A 20,485-nucleotide genomic window follows, 5' to 3' on the forward strand; every position below is an offset into this window, starting at 1 on the left:
GTGACGAATTGATCATCGGGCGGCGGGGCGCAGGTCCCGCGTCGATGGCGTCGCGATCAAGGAGATTTCGGTGGCAAGTCTTGCCAAACGCCCGGTTTCGAGATCCTGGCGGCCGGTCGACGAGGGCACGGCGGGAACAGCACCCGCCACCTCGGCGGACGCTGAGGTGGCCCGCTGACGACGCGAAACTACGGTGGTTTAACGCTTGACTGCTTGCATGGTGTAGGTCATCGGAATCCGGTCTCGACCATTGGCCAGGATGAACTCGCCGGCGAAGTCCGGACTAGGCATCATCGCATCCCCCAACGGATTCCATGGGACTTCGCGATGCTCCTGAAGCGCAGTGACGACAAGCCCGACATCGGTGAGAGCAGTGAAAATCTCGCCGAGCCCGTGGTTGAAATGGATGATGCGCGGTGAGGTGACAGCCCCGGTCCCGGCATAGGTGTCATGTTCGATGAACGGTATGCCCTCTGTTTCAAAGTACGGGTATTCAACGACGAAAAGCCCGTCGGGCCGTGGATCGCTCAGCGACCACAACACCGGATGGCCTTCCCGCATGAATAGGCGCCCGCCCGGCCGAAGCAGGCTTGCGACCACACCGGCCCAACGGCTGATGCTGGGGATCCAGCACAGCGCCCCAATACCGGTGTAGACAAGGTCGAAACGACCAGCGCCCAATGCTTGCGCCGCATCGTAGACATCGCCCTCGACGAATTCGACATTAGCCCCAGCGCGCGTCGCCAGTCCCCGAGCGGCTCGCAGCGCGGCGGGGGAAAAATCCAGACCTGCCGTCGATCGTGAACCCAGCCGGGACAGCGATACCGTGTCGGTGCCGATATGACACTGCAGGTGAGCGACGTCGAGCCCATTGAGCCGACCGAGGCGCGGCAGGTCGTAGCGCACTTCTGGAGACAAGTATCCGGGATCGTCGAAGCTGGCAAGGTCGTACCCGTCGGGCCCGGTGTGCAGCGGCACGCGCGACTCCCAATTCGCCAGATTCAGGTTGCGCCAATCCGCGTCGACCGGGGTTTCCTGCATGTCATCCATGGCGACAGGATTGCATGTACGTGCGGTGGCCTATTACCCCGCCCGCACCCGCGCGGCCCCGTCCGATCTTGCCTGGCACCCGCGCTTCAACGTTCACTCGGATCCCCCTCCCTCTCTCTCCCCCGCTAGTCTCGGAAATTTGTCACAGTGACGCTTCTGGCCGCAGTCACTTAGCCGAATCAACCGGTCTACCAAACCCTTTCGCCGTTGGCCAACGCACCTGCAGCGAGCCTTGCACTTTGCGTGTCGTCCGGTGATGCTGCCGTGTCATTGCCGAGGAGCCTTCTTCACACCTCGCGCACCAGCAGTACGGGTTGCCGGCGGCGGTTCGGGCAGCATGTTCTCGATCACCTGGGTGAGTTGAGCGGTGACGTGGTCGAGGGGGGCGATGCTGCGTTGGGCGCGGCATATCGCCACGGTGCCTTCGACGGCGGCGACGATCAGTGTGGCGACTTGCTCGGCATCCGGTCGTGGCGCTCCGGCGTCGCATAGAGAATCGGCCAACAACGAGGTCCAGTGCCGAAACGCTGCCGCGGCGGCGTCGCGGGGCGCGTCGTGTTCGTCAGGCAGGTCTTCCACCGATACCGCCAGTACCGGGCACCCCGCATGAAAATTACTGTCTAGGACAACTTTTCGCCATAGCGCCAGAAACGCCGACAACCCGGCCCGCGGACCGGCCGCGAGTGCCTCGGCCAACACGCTCACGGCGAGGTCGTCGGCCCACCGCACCGCTTCGGTCGCCAGATCGTACTTACCACCGGGGAAATAGTGGTAGGTCGAGCCCAGCGGGGCGTCAGTGTGCTTGGCCAGTTCGCGCACGCTCGTCGCGTTGAGCCCACGGCGGCTGATCATATCCGCGGCGCCGGCGACCATGCGCTCACGCCCAGTTCGATCTTCGGCCACGACACCCTCCCTTGCTATGACAACCGTTATAGCCTAGCGTCGACGTCAGGCTATGACGATCGTTATAAGGAGGACGAGGGATGTCGGTCGCCGCGCGGCAACCTCATCACCAGGATGTCGACGGCCCGCACCAATGCCGCCATGGCACAGGTTCCGGCGAGGGCGGGATTGACCTCTGTCGTCAATGTCGGCACCCACTTCATGCCCAAACGTGTGTTGCACCAAAGGAGAAGCCATGAAAAGCCTGACCTTCGTCGAACCCGGCAAGTTGCGTTTCGACGAGATGGATGCCCCGACCGTCGTCGATTCGACCGATGCGCTGGTCCGACCACTCGCGGCGACCACCTGCGACCTGGACCATCACGTCATCGCCGACAAGACCCCGTTCACTTGTGCGGCACCGTTCGCGCTCGGCCACGAATGCGTCGGCACGGTTGTCGAGGTCGGTTCTGATTGCGCCGGCTTCGCTGTCGGCGATACCGTCGGCGTGGCCTGGCACATCGCGTGTGGAACGTGCGACCAATGCGGCAAGGGCCATCCGGCCCGGTGCTTGCGTTACGGCGACGCACAGTACGGACTGCCGGTCAACGGGGCGTGGGGTGGCAGCTTCTCCGAGCTGATCCGGGTGCCATTTGCCGACTTCAACCTGGCGCGCCTACCTGGCAACGTCGATCCGGTCCACCTCGCCTCTATCGGCGACAACCTGGCCCTCGGCTGGGAAACGGTGGTGCCCACCGTTTCTCAGATCACCGACCCACAGGTAGCGATCTTCGGCGGCACCGGGTCGATCGGGTTGTACTGTGTCGACGCAGCCGTGCACTGTGCGGGAGCCCGCACGGTGTACTACGACGACGACCCGGTGCGGATGGCGGTTGCCGAGAAGCTCGGCGCCGAAGTCGCCGACATCGGCGGCAAGCCGGAGAAGAACTTCGATCTGGCGGTGGACGCTTCCTGCGACCCGAAGAAGCTCCGCAAGGCGCTGCGGTCGGTGGTTCCGGAGGGATACGTCAACAGCGTGGGCATCTACTTCCAGGACGTGGCATTGCCGATGCTGCAGCTCTACATGCGCGGAGTCCACTTCCATAACGGCAAGGGCCACGCCCGGGCGAGCATGACCCCCACGCTGGATGCGGTCGCCGCGGGGGTGCTGCACCCCGAACTGGTCACCAGCGGAATCTACGAATGGCACGAGATCCCCGACATCCTCACCTCCGGGCGGCCTGGGCACAAGCCGATCTTCGTCCTCGACGCCTAAGCGGACGCGCCAAAGTCATGCTGTCGCTTCATCACGCACACCTCATGTGCTCCGACATCGACGCCACATTGGATTTCCTGGTACGCGGGTTGGGGGCTGACGTCATCCGTGACGTGGACTTCGCGGGAGCCCGCAATGTGCTGCTCCAGCTCGGCAGCGGACATGTGCATCTCTACGATCAGGCGCCCAAACACCCCGGTCAGGGCACCGTCCATCATCTCGGGATACAGTCGGACGACCTCGAGACAGCGCGAAAAAGACTGCAGGACATAGGCGCATCGGTCACCGAGATTCGCTCCGACCCGTTGGCGGACTACCTGATGGCACAGGGGCCGGACAAGCTGCTGCTGGAGATCTTCGCTCCGCGGGCAGAGGTCCTGGCCGAGCTGCCTGACTACTTCGCGATGAATCGCTAAGGACTCGTCTCGATGCACGAACCCACCTTCCCGCGCAGCGACGTGCGCCACGGCGGTCCGACGCCCAGGATCTTTGGACCGCGATCCCGACTCGCCAGTGCCGACATGCCGCCAAGTGATGCGGGAAGCCGGCACCGACCCGGCGAGAACCCACGATGCGACGAGCTGACATCGCCGCGGCCGGCATACGATGACGCGGTGCGGATACTGGTCACTGGCGGCGCCCGCTCCGGGAAGTCCACCCATGCCGAGGCTCTGTTGGCTGATGCCGCGGAAGTCGTCTACATTGCCCCTGGCCGCCCCGCAGATGGTAACGATCCCGACTGGGATTCCCGGGTCGCGCGGCATCAGGCGCGTCGCTCGCCGACCTGGGCGACATGGGAAACAGCCGACATCGCAACCGCTTTGAGCCAGACGCGGTGTCCCGTCCTGGTGGACTGCCTGGGTACCTGGCTTACCGCCCTGATGGACCGTGAGGCACTGTGGGATATCGAGACCGCTGATATCTATGCCGCCGTGCAGGAACCGGTCGACCAGCTGTGCAGGGCGCTGGCAGCACTGCCCGATGCGGTCGTGGTGACTAATGAGGTCGGCTTCGGCGTGGTACCAGCCCATCGCTCCGGCATGGTGTTTCGCGATCTTCTGGGAACGACCAACCAACGCGTGTCAGCCGTTTGCGACGAGGTACACCTGGTCATCGCCGGACGTGTGCTCAAGCTATGAGCCCGGGATCGCGCGGGTAGATCTGCCCCCGCCCGCCCGATCCGAGCGAGATTGCGGTAATACCGGCCCCACCGAATCTTTAGTCGCAGAGCCAGCCCGAGGCCCCGGCAGCTCATATCACACTTTCGTAACCGAAAACCAAAGATCTTCGAAAATAAACACCACGGTTTCACGAGCGCAATAACAGCCATCCACGGACACACTCAATATTCACGAAGAGTGCACAATGCACAATGCACAACGCGCAATGCATATTGCACAACATGTAAAGTACGGTGCACGTTACGAGATGCGTCCAGCATCGAGCCGGCCTAGCTTGGTCGATAGCGAAAACCATTGGTGCGCAGGATAAAATCTTCACTTAACTGCGCGCGAGCCTTTATCTACCCGGCACACAAACACACCGTGATGACCATTTGATAAATCAACGCAAGCCCTTGCCAGCGGGTTGACATTTATAATACATTCGCCTATCAGTGACACCAATGTTCTGCGTTCTGTCCCGCAGCCGGTTCTGGATCGACTATCCGTCTCAAGATCTGAAGGGGTGACATTGTGGCCTATCCTGGCACCAATATTGCAACGGACTACCCATTCACTCAGCCGGACGGGTTGTCGGCACCGCAGGAACTCGGCAAACTTCGGCAGCGGTGCCCGGTCGCCGACGTGCGGTTTCCGAGCGGCGACCCGGCGGTGGTCGTCACCCGCTACGACGACGCCAAGAAGGTACTGAACGACGATCGGGTCAGCCGGAACATGTATCGCGCAGACGCCGCGAAGCTCTCGACCACTCAGCTCAACATGCTGGAGCTGGAGTTTGTCTCGACTTTGGTTGACCCGCCCAATCACACGCGGATTCGCCGGTTGTTCGCCAAGGCGCTACGCCGGGGGCGGATCGAGGAGTTGCGGCCGAGGATTGTCACGATTGTCGATGAGCTGCTCGACGCGATGCTGACCGGTCCGATGCCCGCCGACGCCGTCGAAGCGCTCGCCCGGCCGCTGCCGCGGCAGATTGTCGGTGAAATGTTCGGTTTTCCGCCGGGCGATGGCGACCGAGCCCAATACTGGGCAGAGCGGCTATTCAGCCTCTCGCTGCACACCGCCGAGGAGATGGCCGCGGGCCAACAGGAGTTCGCGCAGTTCATTTGTGAGCTGGCCGAGAAGCGACGAGCCGAACCCACAGACGACTTCTTCAGCGATCTGGTAGCCGTATCGGACGCCGACGACGGGCAGCTCAGTCACCTCGAACTCGTCTACCTCGCACAGGCGCTCTTCGCTGCGGGCATCGACTCCACCTGGGTGATGATTTCCCGGATGATCGGTCTGCTGCTGTACAAGGGTTGCTATGCCCGGGTGGTTGCCGATCCGACACTGGTCGAGTCGACGGTCGAGGAAGTGCTGCGCTACCTGCCGCCGTCGAATCTCGGTGCGCTCCGCTATTCGATCGAGGACATCGACCTCGACGACGCGGTCATCCCGAAGGGAACGACGATCGCGGTCAGCACCACTTCGGCCAACCGCGACGCCCGCTTCTTCGACGACCCGGATGAGTTCCTGGTCGACCGGGCGGACAACCGGCACATCAGCTTCGGCCATGGCCGGTTTCTGTGTCCGGGCGCCTGGCTGGCCCGTTGCGAGATGCAGTCGTTGCTGCGCGGTCTAATCACCCGGGTGCCGACACTTGAGCTGGCGGCGGATGTGCAGGATCTGAAGGTTCGCACCGGCATGATGAACGAGGGCCTGCTGTCGTTGCCGGTGCGATGGTGACGCCCAGACGATGACGCAAAAGCCGCTATGACCCGCCCGAGAACGACAGTCACCGCACCCGCGCCGACCGCTGATTTCACGCCCAACAGCGCGCTAATCACTTCGCGGCGGCGCAACTTCATTTTCCTGGCAATCATGCTCGGAATACTGCTCTCGGCACTGGACCAGACCGTGGTCGCCATCGCATTGCCCACCATCGTCGCCGACCTGGGCGAGGCCAGTCGACAATCCTGGGTGGTCACCAGCTACCTGCTGGCCTCGACGGTCACCACCGCGCTGGTGGGCAAGCTCGGCGATATGTTCGGACGCAAGCGGGTGTTTCAGATCGCCGTACTACTCTTCGTGGCGGGATCGGTGTTGTGTGGGCTGGCGCAATCGATGACCATGCTGGTGGCATCCCGTGCGCTACAGGGCATCGGCGGAGGCGCCATCACTGTGACCGCAATCGCTCTGGTCGGTGAGGTGGTGCCGCTTCGAGATCGCGGTCGGTACCAGGGAATCCTGGGCGCGGTAATCGGTGTCACGACGGTCGCGGGCCCGCTACTCGGGGGCTACTTCACCGACTACCTGAGCTGGCGGTGGGCGTTCTGGATCAACCTCCCGATCTCGGCGGTGGTGATCTGTGTGGCGGCCGCGGCGATCCCGGCGCTGGCAGCGGCCACCAAACCCGTAATCGACTATGCCGGCATCGTGTTCATCGCCCTGGGTGCGGCGGCCTTGACGTTGGCCACCAGTTGGGGCGGCACGGTCTACCCATGGGGGTCGGCGCCCGTCATTGGGCTATTCGCGGGTGCCGCGGTGACTCTTGTTACGTTTGTGTGGGTGGAAACCCATGCCGCCCAACCGATTCTGCCGATGTGCATGTTCGCCGGGCCGGTATTCAGCGTGTGCTGTGTGCTGGCGTTCATCGTGGGGTTCACGATGTTGGGGGCGCTGATATTCGTGCCTACGTTCATGCAGTACGTCGACGGCGTGTCAGCGACCACCTCGGGTCTGCGCATACTGCCGATGGTGATCGGCATGTTGATCACTTCCATCGGCAGCGGTAGCGCGGTCGGGCGAACCGGTCGCTACAAGATCTTTCCGGTCGCCGGCACCGCGCTGATGACCATCGCGTTTCTGCTGATGTCTCGCATGGACGGATCGACCTCTGCGACCGTGCAATCGGTCTACCTGCTGATCCTGGGGGCCGCCATCGGCATGTCCTCGCAGGTGCTGGTACTCATCGTGCAGAACACGTCGGATTTCGAGGACCTTGGTGTAGCCACCTCGGGCATTAGTTTCTTCCGCACCATCGGTGGCTCGTTCGGGGCGGCCATCTTCGGTTCCCTGTTCGTCAACTTCCTCGGCTCACGGCTACCTTCGGCGCTGGCGGCCAGCGGCGCGCCCGCCGAAGTGGTGAACTCGCCCCACCGGCTGCATCGACAACCCCCGGCCATAACCGCGCCGATCGTGCACGCCTACGCCGGATCGCTGGGCCAGGTGTTCTTGTGCGCGGCCGCGGTCGCCGCGATCGGTTTGGTCTTGGCGCTGTTCATGCGCGAAGTCCCATTGCGCGACATCCACAACAAGGCAAGCGATCTCGGCGACGGAACTCGGGGTACCAACCACCGATAGCCCGAAACACTCATTGGCCCAGCCGGTTTGTCGACTCCTGGGCCTCGAAAAATATTCAACTTTTCCCGCATGTGTGGTCGACATGGGATCTAAGCTCATTGTGGCCTCGATGACGATCAGGCGGCCGCGGTAATGAGTCGGCGGGAGACGGACATGTCCTTTGTACTCACGACGCCAGAGATGGTGACGACGGCAGCTCAAGATCTAGTGGCTATTCAATCGACGCTGGGCCAGGCCAGCGCATCCGCCGCCGGCTCAACGACGGCAGTGGTCGCCGCGGCAGAGGACGAAATATCGACCGTGATCGCGGCGCTGTTTCGCACCTTCGGCCAGGAATACCAAGCGGTCAACACCCAAGCGCAGGCCTTCCATGAGCAGTTCGTCAGCTTGTTGAGCGGCGGCGCCAATGCCTACCTCAGCACCGAGGCCGCCAACGCCGAGCAAACGCTGCTGAGCGCGGTGAATGCACCAGCCAGGGCCCTACTTGGCCAGCCGCTGACCGGAACCGGGGCGGGTGCCGCCGAGTTTGTCGCCGCGGCAGCCACCAGCAGCGCCATCCCCGCCTCCTATCAGAACCTGCTGGCGAATACGACCGCCAGCCTGCAAGGGATCGGCAGCACCTGGGCCAACTCAACGGTGCCCGCGCTGCTGCACGCCGTCACCGGCTACCCCCAGCTGATCTCCACATCGCTGCAGAACGGGGACCTGCTGCCGATCCTGGGCATACCCGCACGCCTCGCGCAGGGCTCCACCGCCCTCTACCAAGCACTCAACGCCCCGGTGTCATTGTCGTCGGCGTCGTTGAGTTCGTCCGGGCTATCACTTGGGTTTGCGATCGGCCTACCGCAACTTCTGGCGATCGACGCGTTGGGCGCACCGGTCAACGCGGCCTTCGCGGCCGGCGCAAGCGGCACCGCCGCCTTGGGAGCATTGCAGGCCGGCAACACGATGGCGGCGGTCAACGCACTCGTCGACGCTCCCGCCAACATCACCAACGGATTCCTCAATGGCCAACAGACACTAGCGGTGCGACTGTTCGTGCCCGGACTGTCCGTGACGGCCGACATTCCGTTCAGTGGCTTGCTCGCCCCTTTGCAACCGCTCACCGCGACAGCGAGTGTGCCCATACTGCCGCAATTCAATACCCTGACCATCAGCGGCCCGCCCATCGGCGGCCTCGTCCCCGCCCTGGTGGAATACATACCGCAACTGCTGGTCACGACCCTCGGCCCCTAGTCGTCCGCAAGACTCCTGGTGCGCAATATGTCACCGCAACATAGTCATTCGTGCCGTCCGGCGTATCAGCCCACGACTTCAAGGACCGCGGCGGCCGACGTGATGGCCTTATCCACGCTGCCCTCGTCGCGCACGAGCATGCGCACACCGACACGCCAGCAGTCACCACCGCATGCGACACCTTCGACGCGGAACGGGCCAACTTTTCCACGCGACATGAACATCACGTGCCAGCTGATGACCTGCACCTTCCGGGTGTGCCGGCGAGATCGGCGGCCAAGTCTGTGGCCGCGATTTCCAGGACGACATGTTGCGGTCCGATCTGCAGAGCCGCATCCGGTGGGGCAAGTTCCGTGCTAAGCGCGGGCAACACCCAATGGCCGTCACCGCGTTTGGCTGCGCCGAAGCCGACCACAACGGTGGCAAGTCTGGGCTAGCTTCCACGATCAGTTCCGTTCCCGAAACATCCATCTTGTCAAGATCTTCCGGAGTGACGCCGATAATCGCTCCCTGGCCTTCGTTGAACGCGATCACCCGATCCGGGTGGTGATCGGCGTCGATGATTTTGCATCGCCCGTATCCCATCATCCATCCCTGATGCACGATGCTCGAATCAACGATCTCGATCCGGCGACGTCGCATGGACCGCGTCGGCGGCCGGCGCTTCGAACCCGGTTACCTCGACGCGCTGCGGTTGACGGCGATGGCCAAGTCACCCGAACACAAGAGTCGGTTGGCCGGCCGAACCATGGTTGCCGGCGCACACTCGTTAAGCGAGTTGCCAGCTGAGATCACGACGGCGGGGCGCGGACGGATCCGGGCGCTGGTGATCAACGCCGGCAATCCGGTCGTGTCCGGCCCCGACGGGACGGCCCTGGACGACGCCCTAGCACAGCTGGACCTGCTCTTCGGCATCAAGGGCATCAACGGGTTCATCACGGCCAGTCGGCGCCTGGCCGACGCGACACGGCGCCCATTCACGCCGCACTGGATCAACCGAATCAACCGAATCAACCGAATCAACCGAATCAACCGAATCAACCGAATCAACCGAATCAACCGAATCATCGTAGCCACCTCACGGAAAGTCAACGGTCACAAGCTGAAATGGCGTGAGCTGCAGGCTAATCCACACGGCATAGTGCTCGGCCCGCGAGAATATGGCCATTTCGCGGCGGCATTGCGGACTGCCGACCAGCGCGTGCATGTCGCTCCGACCGAGCTGGTGACGCGCGGCCCTGAACTGCTCTGCGCGCCACCTCCCCACGCTCCCCCGCGCTACCCTTTCCAACTCGGCAATCGACGCCACCGCCATTCCATGAACTCGTTTCTCAACGAACTGCCCGGTTTGCATCCCCGCGGCAAAGGCAGTGTGGTACTCATTCATCCCGCGGATGCAGCCATGCTGGGCATCGGCGATGGCGATCCGGTCCGGGTGTACTCGCCGGTCGGTGAGGTACATCTTGATGCCGCACTCAGCGACCGCACCCGGCGCGGCGTTGTGGTAATGGACCATGGCTGGGGTTCACGGATCTTCGACCCACGCGACGGCGCCGACCCGCAATCATTGGGCGTAAACCGCAATCTGCTGATCGACCGCGAACCGGTGGATCCGCTGTCGCAGACCCCCGCAATGAGTTCGACCTACGTCGGCATCGCTCGACGATCCGCCTGAAGCGTCCGGGTCAGGTGCACAACCCGCTACGTTGCAATGCGTTGCTGACGATGCCCTTGAGCTGGGTGACGTCGACGGCGGCGTTAATGTCCGCTGAGGCGAGAAGTTGGGTAAGTTCACCGCCGGTCGTTTCGAGAAATGCTGCTGGACAGTCGATATCGAGGTCAGGGTGCGCCGCGCGAAACGTCGATCTGAGCTGGAAGTCGACGTCGAGACCCAAATTGGTCACAAAGCGCCGCCAGCTCTTGTCTTTGATCAGCCCGGAATAGGTGAGGTCACAAAGATGGCAGTCGGTGGTCCCGGTCGTGATTGCCGAGTAGACATCTCGCAGCATGCCCAATGGCGTCGCGTCGACGTTGTAGACGAACACCAGACGGGTCGCGGTCGAGGCTTGTCGGGTCATGGGAGCCTCGCTCGGATGATGGCACCGTGGCGCCCGGGGCCGGTGTCGTGGGTGTATTCGATGGTCGGTTCGACCAGCCCCGCCGCGAGCAGAAGCCGCAGGTAGGTGTCGCGCTGCAGCGCACCGGCGCCGCAGTCGGCCCAGTGGGCGCCATTGGCGCACACATTGTTGCCGTTGTCGGCGACCACATCGAAGATAGCGACCCTGCCACCCGGCCGTAGCACCCGGGCGATCTCGACGAACACCGGGGCCTTATCGGGCGCGAGGTTGATGACGCAGTTGGAGATGACGACGTCCACCGACGCGTCCGGGAGCGGGATGTTCTCGATCATTCCGTGCAGAAACTCGGCATTACCGATTCCGGCTTCGGCTGCATTGGCTCGCGCGAGCTCGAGCATCTCGTCAAGAAAATCAATACCGAAAGCCGTGCCGGATGGGCCTACTCGTTTGGCGGACAAGATCACGTCGAGGCCCGCTCCGGAGCCGAGATCGAGCACGGTTTCGCCCGCCCGCAGATCCGCCATGGCGTGCGGATTACCGCACCCCATCGAAAGGTCGGCCGCGGCCGACGGGGCCTGTGCCAGCGTGTCATTGTCGTAGCGGGTCGCTCCCCAACGCCCGTCGGCTTCCAGCTCGGAGACGCGGGTGCGTGCTGCCCTGCGATAAAAGGCGCGAACGCCTTCATGGACCTCATTGTTGGTCATCGGGCACACTCCACGGCGGTGGTGAACTCGACCGGTATTCGCCCCATGACCACATCGACCGCCGACGGAAAGCAGGCCAGGCATTTCGTGTTGATCCGCCACAAGCTGGAGGTTCCCCGCTGATCGACCAGCACGAACCGCACCTCAGCCAACTTGGCCAGATGATGCGAAATCGTTGACTGCCCCACGTCGAGTCGCTTCGTGAGTTCACCAACGGTCATCGGCGCCTTGGCATTGGCGAGTTGGTGAAGAATCAACACCCTCGTTGGATCACCAAGGGCTCGAAACCACGATGCCCACTCCGTTGCCATTGCCCGGTCGATTCCTGCCACCATATTCATCGATTATCGACGATAATCGATGAATATTCGCGGGTCAAGGCCAGCACCGCAGCGATCAGCCACCCTGCCTAGCTCCGCAGACCCGCGACGATGACGGCGCGCGCCCGGCGCCCCTCCGGAGTGGGCGTCAGCGGATAGACATGCAGCAAGCCTGGGCTTTCGTGGTAATCGATGTCTACTCCTGCCGCGGCAGCCTTTTCAGCCAGCAAACGTGCATCCGGGTTGAGGATGTCGCGGGTGCCGCTGAAGAGGGTCAGGGCCCCCAGACCAGCCAAATCGGCCGCAAGCGGACTCACCCGCGGATCGGTCACCGGCAGACCGGCACGCCACCGCTCAGCGAACACCCGTAGCGCTTCACGCCCCAACCATGGATCGGTCTCTTTCACAACATCAATAAGGGGATTGCTCAGGGACGCCTCGAGGACCGGCGAAATCAGTGTGGTTCGAGGCACGACAACATCATGGTTGTCACGCAGCAGCACTGCCGCCGACAAGGCTATCTGGCCGCCCGCGGAGTCACCGGCCAGGCAGACGCTGTGCTCGGACGACAGAGTTTCCAGTATCAGCTCCACAATTGCGGGCACGACCTCAGCCGCGGTGGCGAACGGCAGCAGTGGATAGATGGGGATGACCACATTCACCTGCGCCACCGCCGCCAACTGAGTCACCAATTGCCAATGTTGGGGGGCGATTTCGTTGACCCATGCGCCTCCGTGCAGGTAAACCACGGTGCGCCGAGGGACGTGGCCCTGTGGCGCCACAGTGTACAGCGGCCAACCCGATCGGCGGCGGACGGCGACGGTCAGGTCGGATCTCAACCGAGCCGGCGTCCCGTACGGCAGCGGGCGCAATGCACGCTCTTCGATGTGACGGTGTGCGCTGTCAGCGCTGGCGTACTGGCGAGTACGACCCGTGGCCCGAAGGAGTGCCGGCAATAGCCGGCTCGGCACACTGGTCACCGAACCTCACCTTCGGTGAACTCGGGCAACGGTTGCCAATCCCCCGACACCGACCCGGTCCAACGCGGAACACGGCGCTCTCGGAACGCCTCGACACCCTCGACCGCATCGGCGCTGCCCATCACCCGACGATGCAGTTGGGTCTCCAGTTCGGCGACCTGACGCGGCCGATAGCCGTGGGCCAGACTGTCCCAGAGCAGCCGCTTGCTCAAGGCCGCCGACATGGGGGCGACGTTAACCACGATGTCGCGAGCCACCCTTATCGCGTGGTCAAGCACCTGCGGCCCGGGGACCGTCCTGGATGCGATCCCCATGGATAGAGCTTCGGCACCGTCGAAATTCCGTCCCGTCAAAAGGATTTCTGCCGCTATGGCGCTGCCCGCCAGGCGAGGCAGCGTCCAATGGGACATGCAGTCCGCTATGACACCCCGACGGGCTTGCGCCACAGCGTATTTTGCGGACTCAGCCATGATGCGGATGTCGGCCTGCAATGCAATGGTCAAGCCGATCCCGATGGCATGGCCATTGACCGCGGCGATTACCGGTGTGCGCAGCTCGAACGCTGCCGGATCTATCGGCGACGCGGTAAACTGAGCGTCTCCGCGAAGAGCGCCGAAAGGGTTGGCGGCGGTGACGAAGTCAGCTCCGACGCAGAACGCATCGCCCGCTCCGGTGAGCACAATCGCACGCACTGTGTCGTCGTCGTCGCACCGTTGATATGCGCTACCAAGCAGTCTTCCCATCTCCGCGGTGTAGGCGTTACGCCGCTCGGACCGGTTCAACGTCAGCAGCGCGACGCCGTCGGCGACGGTTACGGTGAGATCGCTCATGTCCGGGTCAAACTGGTCGTCGGAGCCCATCGGCGCTCCATCGCTTCCCTTACCGAGCTGGCGAGTTGCTCCAGCTGGGTATTTACCGCGGCATCGAACGCCTGCTCTGCGGCCGCCTGCTGCAGGCGGATGAGCCGGTCCGCGATCGCCCGCCGATGATCAGGTAGGGACGTTGTCCAGGCAAGTTCGCGAAGCATGGTCATAAGCCTGGCCAGCACCACGGAATCGCTTGCGCCATAGTGCTGCACCTGCGTGCACACCAAGTCGAGCAATTCGGCGAGATCGGGACGCGTCAGCACCACTCGAGGCGAATCGTCGTCGTCGCAAAGCAGCTGGTGCCCTAGGTGATAGCCGACCAGATCGCACAGAACGGTGGTGCACGAGCTCAAACCGTGCACAGCCGTGGTCGGGTCGTTGATGCCCGGGGACAGTGCACGGATGACGACGTCGGTGAGCTGTCGTAGCCCGTACCCGATGTCCTGGGCTGTCGTGCGCTCCGGACCACTGCGTAGAGCGCCACCGACGCACGTGCGCAGTCGGGCCAACCGTTCCTCATCGAGGGGCGCCCCCGACTCGGCGGACCAACAGAACCCCACCGGTACACCCTGGATAAGGGCGGACCCGACCTGACGGTCGAGCCAGACCACCGCATTGGCTTCGACGGCCGCGGCGATGAGCGCCTGCCGGTCGACTGCTACCAGGAAGCCGGAGGACTGGGCCACGATCACCGCAGGCTGTGCGGGTGGTGATGGCAGGCCGATGTCGTTCTGCCGTTCGTCCAGCCGATCCAGGACACGGCCGGCGGTCGCCTTGGCCTCGCTCGAGACGTGCCCGAGGATCATCTCGATCCTGATCTGTCGCACCAGATGTCCGAGAAACAAGACCAACGCCAGCACGCTCGCCGTGGCCAACAGATAAGACACCGAGACTGCCACCTGCGGAACGAACTCGGCCCCTTCGCTGCGTTGGTTGCGGACGGTGCGCATCACCGTTAGCGCGTAGGCGAACGTCGCCAAGAACAACGCCAGAGTGCGTTGAACGAAGTGGTCCGCGGCGAATGTCCGCAACAGCCTTGGAGTGTACTGACTGCTGGCCAGCTGCAAAGTGATTAGGGTCAGCGAGAACGTCAGCGAGGTTACCGTCACCAGAGAGGTCGCGATCGCGCCCAGCAGCTCACGCGCGGCGTCGGCGCCGCCACCGAAAAGGTATCCAGACAACCCGCGCGGCATGTGCGGGTCCACGGCGGCATCGAGTTCAGGGAGGGCCACCCCGACCGCAACCGCGCTGATGACACACATCGCCGGCACCGGCCACAATCGGCTGCGTATTCCTTCGGCGATGGCAACTCGCCGCTGCGCGGCACCGCTGAGTACACGTCGAATACCGGACAGCGATTGCCCACCCCGCGACATCTGCACTACGCATCGCTCCACAACGGCCTAACCATCCCGATGCGGATGACCGAAGCTTTCATGGGACCTCCTCGTGGATGCAACCAAACCAGTCTTAACACCGCGACATGGTTTACCGATAGCCGTGGCCCACCGCGCGGTCAAACGCAGGTCGCTGCGGAGCCGGGGAATAGACTCCACATGGCATTATCGCGGCGCCATCGCTTCACGGCGACGAGGTTTGGTCGCTAACCACCAGCGCGGTGGTAGGTACGAATACCAAAGCTCAAAGGAGAGCCTATGAATGAGCCAACACGTGGGCCAACAAAAACCATTGAAGCCGACTACCTCGTGGTCGGCGCCGGCGCGATGGGAATGGCGTTTACCGATACGCTCATCACCGAATCCGAGGCCCGCGTGGTCATCGTCGACCGTGCACATCAGCCAGGCGGACATTGGACAACCGCCTACCCATTTGTGCGGCTGCACCAACCGTCGGCCTATTACGGTGTCAACTCACGGCCGTTGGGCAACAACACTATTGACGCTGTCGGCTGGAACCAAGGACTGAACGAGCTCGCTCCGGTCGGCGAGATATGCGCCTATTTCGACGCCGTGATGCAGCAGCAGTTTCTGCCCAGCGGTCAGGTTGAGTTTTTCCCCATGAGTGAGTACCTAGGCGACGGCCGCTTCCGGACGCTGGGAGGCGTAGAATACGCGGTCACTGTGCATCGACGCATCGTGGACGCCACCTATCTGCGCGCCGTCGTGCCGTCGATGCGGCCCGCACCCTATTCAGCCGCCCCGGGGATCGACTGCATTACCCCCAACGACCTACCGAAATTCGCCACCCGCGACCGATACGTGATCATCGGAGCCGGGAAAACGGGCATGGACGTTTGCCTGTGGTTGCTGCGAAACGGCATTCGCCCGGACAAGCTGACCTGGATCATGCCGCGCGATTCCTGGTTGATCGACCGAGCAACACTGCAGCCCGGACCGATGTTCATCAAACAATTCCGGGACAGCTATGGCGCCACCCTCGAAGCGATCGACAACGCGACGTCGGTTGAGGACCTTTTCGACCGGCTCGAGATGGCCGGCACCCTGCTCCGGTTCGACCCGACGGTCCGGCCAACCATGTATCGGTGTGCCACCGTGTCCCAACCCGAATACGACCAGTTGCGCAGGATCGCCGACGTCGTCAGGATGGGCCACGTCCAATGCATCGAGCCCACCGAAATCCTGCTCGACGGCGGCTCGATAGCCTCCACACCGTCCGCGCTCCACGTCGACTGCACCGCCGACGGCGCGCCGCAACGTCCGGCCACACCCGTCTTCGACGAAGATCGCATCACCCTGCAGGCGGTGCGCGGCTGCCAACAGGTGTTCAGCGCCGCATTCACCGCGCACGTCGAGCTGGCCTACGAGCATGACGCGTTGAAAAACGAGCTCTGCACCCCGATTCCGCACCCGGACGCGGATGTGGACTGGATGCGCCTGACTCACTCCGACCTTCGTAACTTCTCGCGCTGGTTGGGCGACCCCGAGCTGACCGACTGGCTAGGCTCGGCGCGGTTGAACCTGCTGGCCGATCTGCTCCCACCGCTGTCTCACAAACCGCGGGTGCGCGACCGGGTGGTGTCGATGTTCCAATCGAAGTTGAATACCGCCAGCAAGCAGCTGGAAAAACTGCTCTCCGACCACGGCCACGACGGCACAGACCAGTAGCGATAAGGACAGTGGTGGCCCACAACAGTGATTTCGACACACCGCTAGTCGAGCTGCCCCCGTCGGGATACGTCTACCAAACAGGTTGGCGACTAGCCACAACCGATATCGACGCGCACATGCGGCTGCGTCTCGACGGTGTCGCACGCTACATCCAGGAGGTTGGCGCCGAGCATCTCGCCGATGCCCAACTGGCCGACGTCCACCCGCACTGGATCGTGCTACGCACGGTGATCGACGTCATCGAGCCGATTGAACTACCCAGCGATATCACCTTTCGCCGTTGGTGCGCAGCGCTTTCCACCAGATGGTGCAATATGCGCGTTCAGCTGGAAGGATCCGCCGGCGGACGCATCGAAACCGAAGGCTTCTGGCTCTGTGTGAACAAAGACACCCTGACCCCATCGCGCCTCACCGAGGATTGCGTCGCGCGTTTTGGCAGCACCACCGACAACCACCGGCTCAAGTGGCGGCGTTGGCTCTCGGAGCCGATCATCAATGGTCATCAGATTCGGTTTCCGTTGCGTCGCACAGATATTGATCCTTTCGAGCACGTCAACAACACCATCTATTGGCATGGCGTGCTCGAGGCGGTCAACCAGGTGCCGGCGTTGGCCGACTTAGCCAATGCTCCCTATCGGGCAGTGCTCGAATACCGCAGCCCGATCAAGTTCGGCGAACCTGTGACTATTCGCTTCGACCAGTGTGACGACGGCACCCATATGGAGTTCGTCGTTGATGATGACGTGCGTGCCGCCGCTCTGGTGCGCAAGCTCTAAGCTGAGCTGCGCGCTTTCGGTTGATCGCAACGCTGACAGCACCGGCCGCCCGTGCCGGATCGCACGTCCCTAGGCGAGTAGTCTCGCGCTGGTGCATGGCAGTGAGCTTTCCGCGATCTGATGGGCCACGCAAACACCGCCCGTCCGGTCCGCGATCTAGCGGTTGACTTTTATCGGGTATCCGGTGTTGTCCTCATCGTGCTGGGCCATTGGCTAGCAGGATCGGTGACGTACGACAACGGGCGGTTCGGACGACAGAACCCACTGGTAGACCAACCCTGGACGCAATGGCTGACCTGGCCCTTTCAGGCGGTCCCGGTGTTCTTTCTGGTGGCCGGTTATGCCGGTGCGGTGTCCTGGACACATCACCGTGGCACCGGCGAAGTGTCGCGGCAGGCCTGGATTCGACGTCGCCTGGCCCGGGTGCTCGGTCCCACCGCCGTGTATGTCGCGCTGATCTCTCTCGTCGTGGCGGTACTGCTGAGCAGAGGCGTGCCCGGCTCGGTCCTCGATTACGCGGGGTGGGCGGTGGCGATGCACCTGTGGTTCCTCGCGGTCTACCTGGTGGTGGTGTCGCTGACTCCCATCGCGTTTGCCGCCCACCAGAGCTGGGGACTCATGGTGCCCGCAGTCCTGGCGGTTGCGGTCGTGGCGGTGGACGCCACCACGCTGGGTGGTGATATCCCCTACCTCGGCTGGCTGAACTACCTGCTGTGCTGGGGCATGTTTTACCAGCTCGGAATCGCTTGGCACGGAGGATTATTGACCGGTCGGCGCGCCGTTTTGCTTGCCGTCACATCGGCGGCCGCACTGGCACTGTTGATCTGGATCGGCCCCTATCCGGCCAGCATGATCGGGGTTCCCGGACAGGAGGTGCAAAACACGACGCCCCCCTCGGTGGCGATGCTGGCATTCGGCAGCGTGCAGGCCGGAATCGCAGTGACCGTTGGGCCAGCCCTCAACCGCCTGCTGCGTTCCGATCTGGCACGCCGGCTGCTCTCGGCCGCCAACAACAACGTGATGGCGCTTTACCTCTGGCACATGGTCCCCGTGGTGATCGTGGCGATCGTGGCCTACCCGGCCGGGTGGTTGCCGCAACCAGAGCAGGGAACCATGGCGTGGTGGCTGGCCCGGTTGGAATGGGAAGTCGTCCTGAGCCTGGTCACGGCCGTCGAGATGGTCCTGCTCTGGTGGCTACGAAGTATTTTTGCGGCCCCACTGCCAACGTTTCGAATACCACTATCCGGCCGATGGACCGAGCCGGTCATGCTGCTCGGTGCGGCCATGTCTGCCTACTTCCTGTGGTTCGTCGCCACCGCGGGCTTTGCTCCGTCCGGCAGCTTTCCGTGGCGACACCTCTTGATTTTCGCCGCCGGGTTGCTGCTAGTGGCGTGTCGGCCCGCAACCGTCAGCAGGCCGTCGATAGACGCTACCCCCCGGGGCCGGACGAACTAAGCGCTTTGCGGGTACCGGCTTCCCGACGCAACCCCATGGGGTCGTAAGCCCCTTCGACTGGTGCCCAATTCCTCACGACGGGCTGCGTACCCGGTCAATAGCATCCTCAGTGCACTAAACGAGGAGATCTTATGTCGAAGCTTGGTGGGCATCGTGGAGTCGTTGTCGGCGTCGACGGCTCGCCGGGCTCCAAAATCGCGGTCCAGTGGGCCGCCCGCGACGCCGAGTTACGTGATGTTCCATTGACTTTGGCCCATGTCCTCCCGGGCCCAGCCGGCTACCGGCTGGCCTCCTCGGTGACGCCGGCGCACACCCAACGATGGCGCGACCGGGGACACCGACTGCTAGAAGATGCGCACCACATCGCGCGGGAACATTGTCAAAATGACCGCGCCCAGATCTATCGTGAAATGCCTTGCGCAATGACCGTTTCGGCTCTTGTCGAGTTGTCCACCGACGCCGAGCTGTTGGTGGTGGGATGCCTGGGCACCGGCACGCTACGCGGCCGGCATCTGGGCTCGGTGAGTTCGGGGCTGATGCATTACGCGCATTGTCCAGTTGCCGTCATCCACGATGACGTGCAGATAAATGCCGATGCCGAGCGCGCCTCGGTGTTGGTGGGTATCGACGAGTCACCGGAGTCGGAACTGGCGATTGCGATCGCCTTCCACGAGGCATCCCGCCGCAAAGTGCCGCTGACGGCCGTGCACGCGTGGAAACCGCTTAGCGTGCTTGATCCGATTGTCAGTTTGCCCAGCCCCGGCTGGCCGAAACTACGGTCGAGGCAGGACCAAATAGTTGCCGAACGGCTGGCCGGCTGGGATAGGCAATATCCCGACGTGGTCGTGCACCGCATCGTCGCCCGCAATGACCCGGCACCTGAACTCGTCGGCTTATCCACGTCAGCACAGCTCGTGGTGGTCGGCGGTCGTGGAGCTGGCGGCTTCGCGGGAATGTTGTTCGGCTCGGTCAGCGCCGCGGTTGTGCTGTTGACCCATATACCGGTCATCGTTGCGCGCCGATCATTGGCAGAAAGCTAACTGCGGAGTCTTCGCCTACTCGTGTCTGAAAGCGTGCTGGATCGATCGGGAGCGGTCGGCATCCGCCAAGCACGCGGACCCAACAGTTGCCATAGAATTGGGTAGCCTACCCTAAGTAACGTGTTGGAAAGGCTGGTTCCCACTCATGCTGCCCATTGATCCACACGCCGACGCTTCCCGGCGCGCCTGGTTGCCCTGTCCGAATTGCAC

The 20,485-nt window shown here is 63.2% G+C and carries 16 protein-coding genes and 4 pseudogenes; 11 read left to right on the forward strand and 9 right to left on the reverse strand.

The window, feature by feature from the left end; translation table 11 throughout:
- Window positions 1-198: 198 nt before the first annotated feature.
- Together MB901379_RS13305 and MB901379_RS13310 are read right to left on the reverse strand one after the other, a co-directional pair.
- Entirely contained in the window at window positions 199-1,050 is an 852-nt protein-coding gene (locus MB901379_RS13305) for a class I SAM-dependent methyltransferase (RefSeq protein WP_158017117.1), read from the reverse strand.
- A gap of 267 nt (window positions 1,051-1,317) precedes the next feature.
- Window positions 1,318-1,953 (reverse strand): TetR/AcrR family transcriptional regulator, encoded by a 636-nt coding sequence (locus MB901379_RS13310; protein ID WP_158017118.1) that lies wholly within the window; start codon window positions 1,951-1,953, stop codon window positions 1,318-1,320.
- A gap of 235 nt (window positions 1,954-2,188) precedes the next feature.
- Between MB901379_RS13310 and MB901379_RS13315 the strand changes: the two genes are divergently transcribed.
- The 6 genes and pseudogenes from MB901379_RS13315 to MB901379_RS13340 all read left to right on the forward strand — a co-directional run bounded on the left by MB901379_RS13315 (window position 2,189) and on the right by MB901379_RS13340 (window position 8,967).
- Window positions 2,189-3,208, forward strand: coding sequence for a zinc-dependent alcohol dehydrogenase (locus MB901379_RS13315; protein ID WP_158017119.1), 1,020 nt, complete (start codon window positions 2,189-2,191; stop codon window positions 3,206-3,208).
- A gap of 17 nt (window positions 3,209-3,225) precedes the next feature.
- Window positions 3,226-3,624, forward strand: a complete 399-nt coding sequence (locus tag MB901379_RS13320) for a VOC family protein (protein ID WP_232021840.1) — start codon at window positions 3,226-3,228, stop codon at window positions 3,622-3,624.
- A gap of 198 nt (window positions 3,625-3,822) precedes the next feature.
- Window positions 3,823-4,347, forward strand: a complete 525-nt coding sequence (locus tag MB901379_RS13325) for a bifunctional adenosylcobinamide kinase/adenosylcobinamide-phosphate guanylyltransferase (protein WP_158019147.1) — start codon at window positions 3,823-3,825, stop codon at window positions 4,345-4,347.
- 555 nt (window positions 4,348-4,902) lie between these two features.
- The gene (locus MB901379_RS13330; RefSeq protein WP_158017121.1) at window positions 4,903-6,114 is read left to right on the forward strand and encodes a cytochrome P450; all 1,212 of its coding nucleotides are present in this window, start codon (window positions 4,903-4,905) and stop codon (window positions 6,112-6,114) included.
- 27 nt (window positions 6,115-6,141) lie between these two features.
- Window positions 6,142-7,864 (forward strand): annotated as a pseudogene (locus tag MB901379_RS13335) (MDR family MFS transporter).
- A 20-nt stretch (window positions 7,865-7,884) separates the two neighbouring features.
- Window positions 7,885-8,967 (forward strand): PE family protein, encoded by a 1,083-nt coding sequence (locus MB901379_RS13340; protein ID WP_158017123.1) that lies wholly within the window; start codon window positions 7,885-7,887, stop codon window positions 8,965-8,967.
- Window positions 8,968-9,032: 65 nt separating this feature from the next.
- Here MB901379_RS13340 and MB901379_RS13345 read toward each other — a convergent pair.
- Window positions 9,033-9,600, reverse strand: a pseudogene (locus tag MB901379_RS13345) (hypothetical protein); the annotation flags it as partial.
- Between MB901379_RS13345 and MB901379_RS13350 the strand changes: the two are divergent.
- Window positions 9,575-10,642: pseudogene (locus MB901379_RS13350) on the forward strand (molybdopterin dinucleotide binding domain-containing protein); the annotation flags it as partial. The pseudogenes MB901379_RS13345 and MB901379_RS13350 sit on opposite strands and share 26 nt — an antisense overlap.
- Window positions 10,643-10,652: 10 nt before the next feature.
- Here MB901379_RS13350 and MB901379_RS13355 read toward each other — a convergent pair.
- The 6 genes from MB901379_RS13355 to MB901379_RS13380 all read right to left on the reverse strand — a co-directional run bounded on the left by MB901379_RS13355 (window position 10,653) and on the right by MB901379_RS13380 (window position 15,291).
- Window positions 10,653-11,045 carry a hypothetical protein gene (locus tag MB901379_RS13355; protein WP_158017125.1) on the reverse strand — a complete coding sequence of 131 codons (393 nt, stop codon included), beginning with the start codon at window positions 11,043-11,045 and terminating at the stop codon, window positions 10,653-10,655.
- Window positions 11,042-11,749: a methyltransferase domain-containing protein gene (locus MB901379_RS13360; RefSeq protein WP_158017126.1), complete on the reverse strand. Its 708-nt coding sequence runs from the start codon at window positions 11,747-11,749 to the stop codon at window positions 11,042-11,044. Before MB901379_RS13360 ends, MB901379_RS13355 begins: the two co-directional genes overlap by 4 nt.
- Complete coding sequence (locus tag MB901379_RS13365) at window positions 11,746-12,090, reverse strand: ArsR/SmtB family transcription factor (RefSeq protein ID WP_158017127.1); 345 nt, start codon at window positions 12,088-12,090, stop codon at window positions 11,746-11,748. The genes MB901379_RS13360 and MB901379_RS13365 overlap by 4 nt, the downstream gene beginning before the upstream one ends.
- 68 nt (window positions 12,091-12,158) lie before the next feature.
- Window positions 12,159-13,049 carry an alpha/beta hydrolase fold domain-containing protein gene (locus MB901379_RS13370; RefSeq protein ID WP_158017128.1) on the reverse strand — a complete coding sequence of 297 codons (891 nt, stop codon included), beginning with the start codon at window positions 13,047-13,049 and terminating at the stop codon, window positions 12,159-12,161.
- A complete protein-coding gene (locus MB901379_RS13375) occupies window positions 13,046-13,879 on the reverse strand; it encodes an enoyl-CoA hydratase-related protein (protein WP_158019148.1) in 834 nt (277 codons plus the stop codon). The genes MB901379_RS13370 and MB901379_RS13375 overlap by 4 nt, the downstream gene beginning before the upstream one ends.
- The gene (locus MB901379_RS13380; protein ID WP_158019149.1) at window positions 13,876-15,291 is read right to left on the reverse strand and encodes a DUF2254 domain-containing protein; all 1,416 of its coding nucleotides are present in this window, start codon (window positions 15,289-15,291) and stop codon (window positions 13,876-13,878) included. Before MB901379_RS13380 ends, MB901379_RS13375 begins: the two co-directional genes overlap by 4 nt.
- 279 nt (window positions 15,292-15,570) lie before the next feature.
- Here MB901379_RS13380 and MB901379_RS13385 point away from each other — a divergent pair.
- From MB901379_RS13385 to MB901379_RS13400, 4 genes and pseudogenes are all read left to right on the forward strand, one after another.
- A pseudogene (locus MB901379_RS13385) lies at window positions 15,571-17,032 on the forward strand (NAD(P)-binding protein).
- Window positions 17,016-17,780: an acyl-[acyl-carrier-protein] thioesterase gene (locus tag MB901379_RS13390; protein ID WP_158017130.1), complete on the forward strand. Its 765-nt coding sequence runs from the start codon at window positions 17,016-17,018 to the stop codon at window positions 17,778-17,780. Before MB901379_RS13385 ends, MB901379_RS13390 begins: the two are co-directional and overlap by 17 nt.
- 120 nt (window positions 17,781-17,900) lie before the next feature.
- Complete coding sequence (locus tag MB901379_RS13395; RefSeq protein WP_158017131.1) at window positions 17,901-19,235, forward strand: acyltransferase family protein; 1,335 nt, start codon at window positions 17,901-17,903, stop codon at window positions 19,233-19,235.
- A gap of 131 nt (window positions 19,236-19,366) precedes the next feature.
- Complete coding sequence (locus tag MB901379_RS13400) at window positions 19,367-20,275, forward strand: universal stress protein (RefSeq protein ID WP_158017132.1); 909 nt, start codon at window positions 19,367-19,369, stop codon at window positions 20,273-20,275.
- The last annotated feature ends 210 nt before the right edge of the window (window positions 20,276-20,485 follow it).

The organism is Mycobacterium basiliense (assembly GCF_900292015.1).
Lineage (GTDB): Bacteria > Actinomycetota > Actinomycetes > Mycobacteriales > Mycobacteriaceae > Mycobacterium > Mycobacterium basiliense.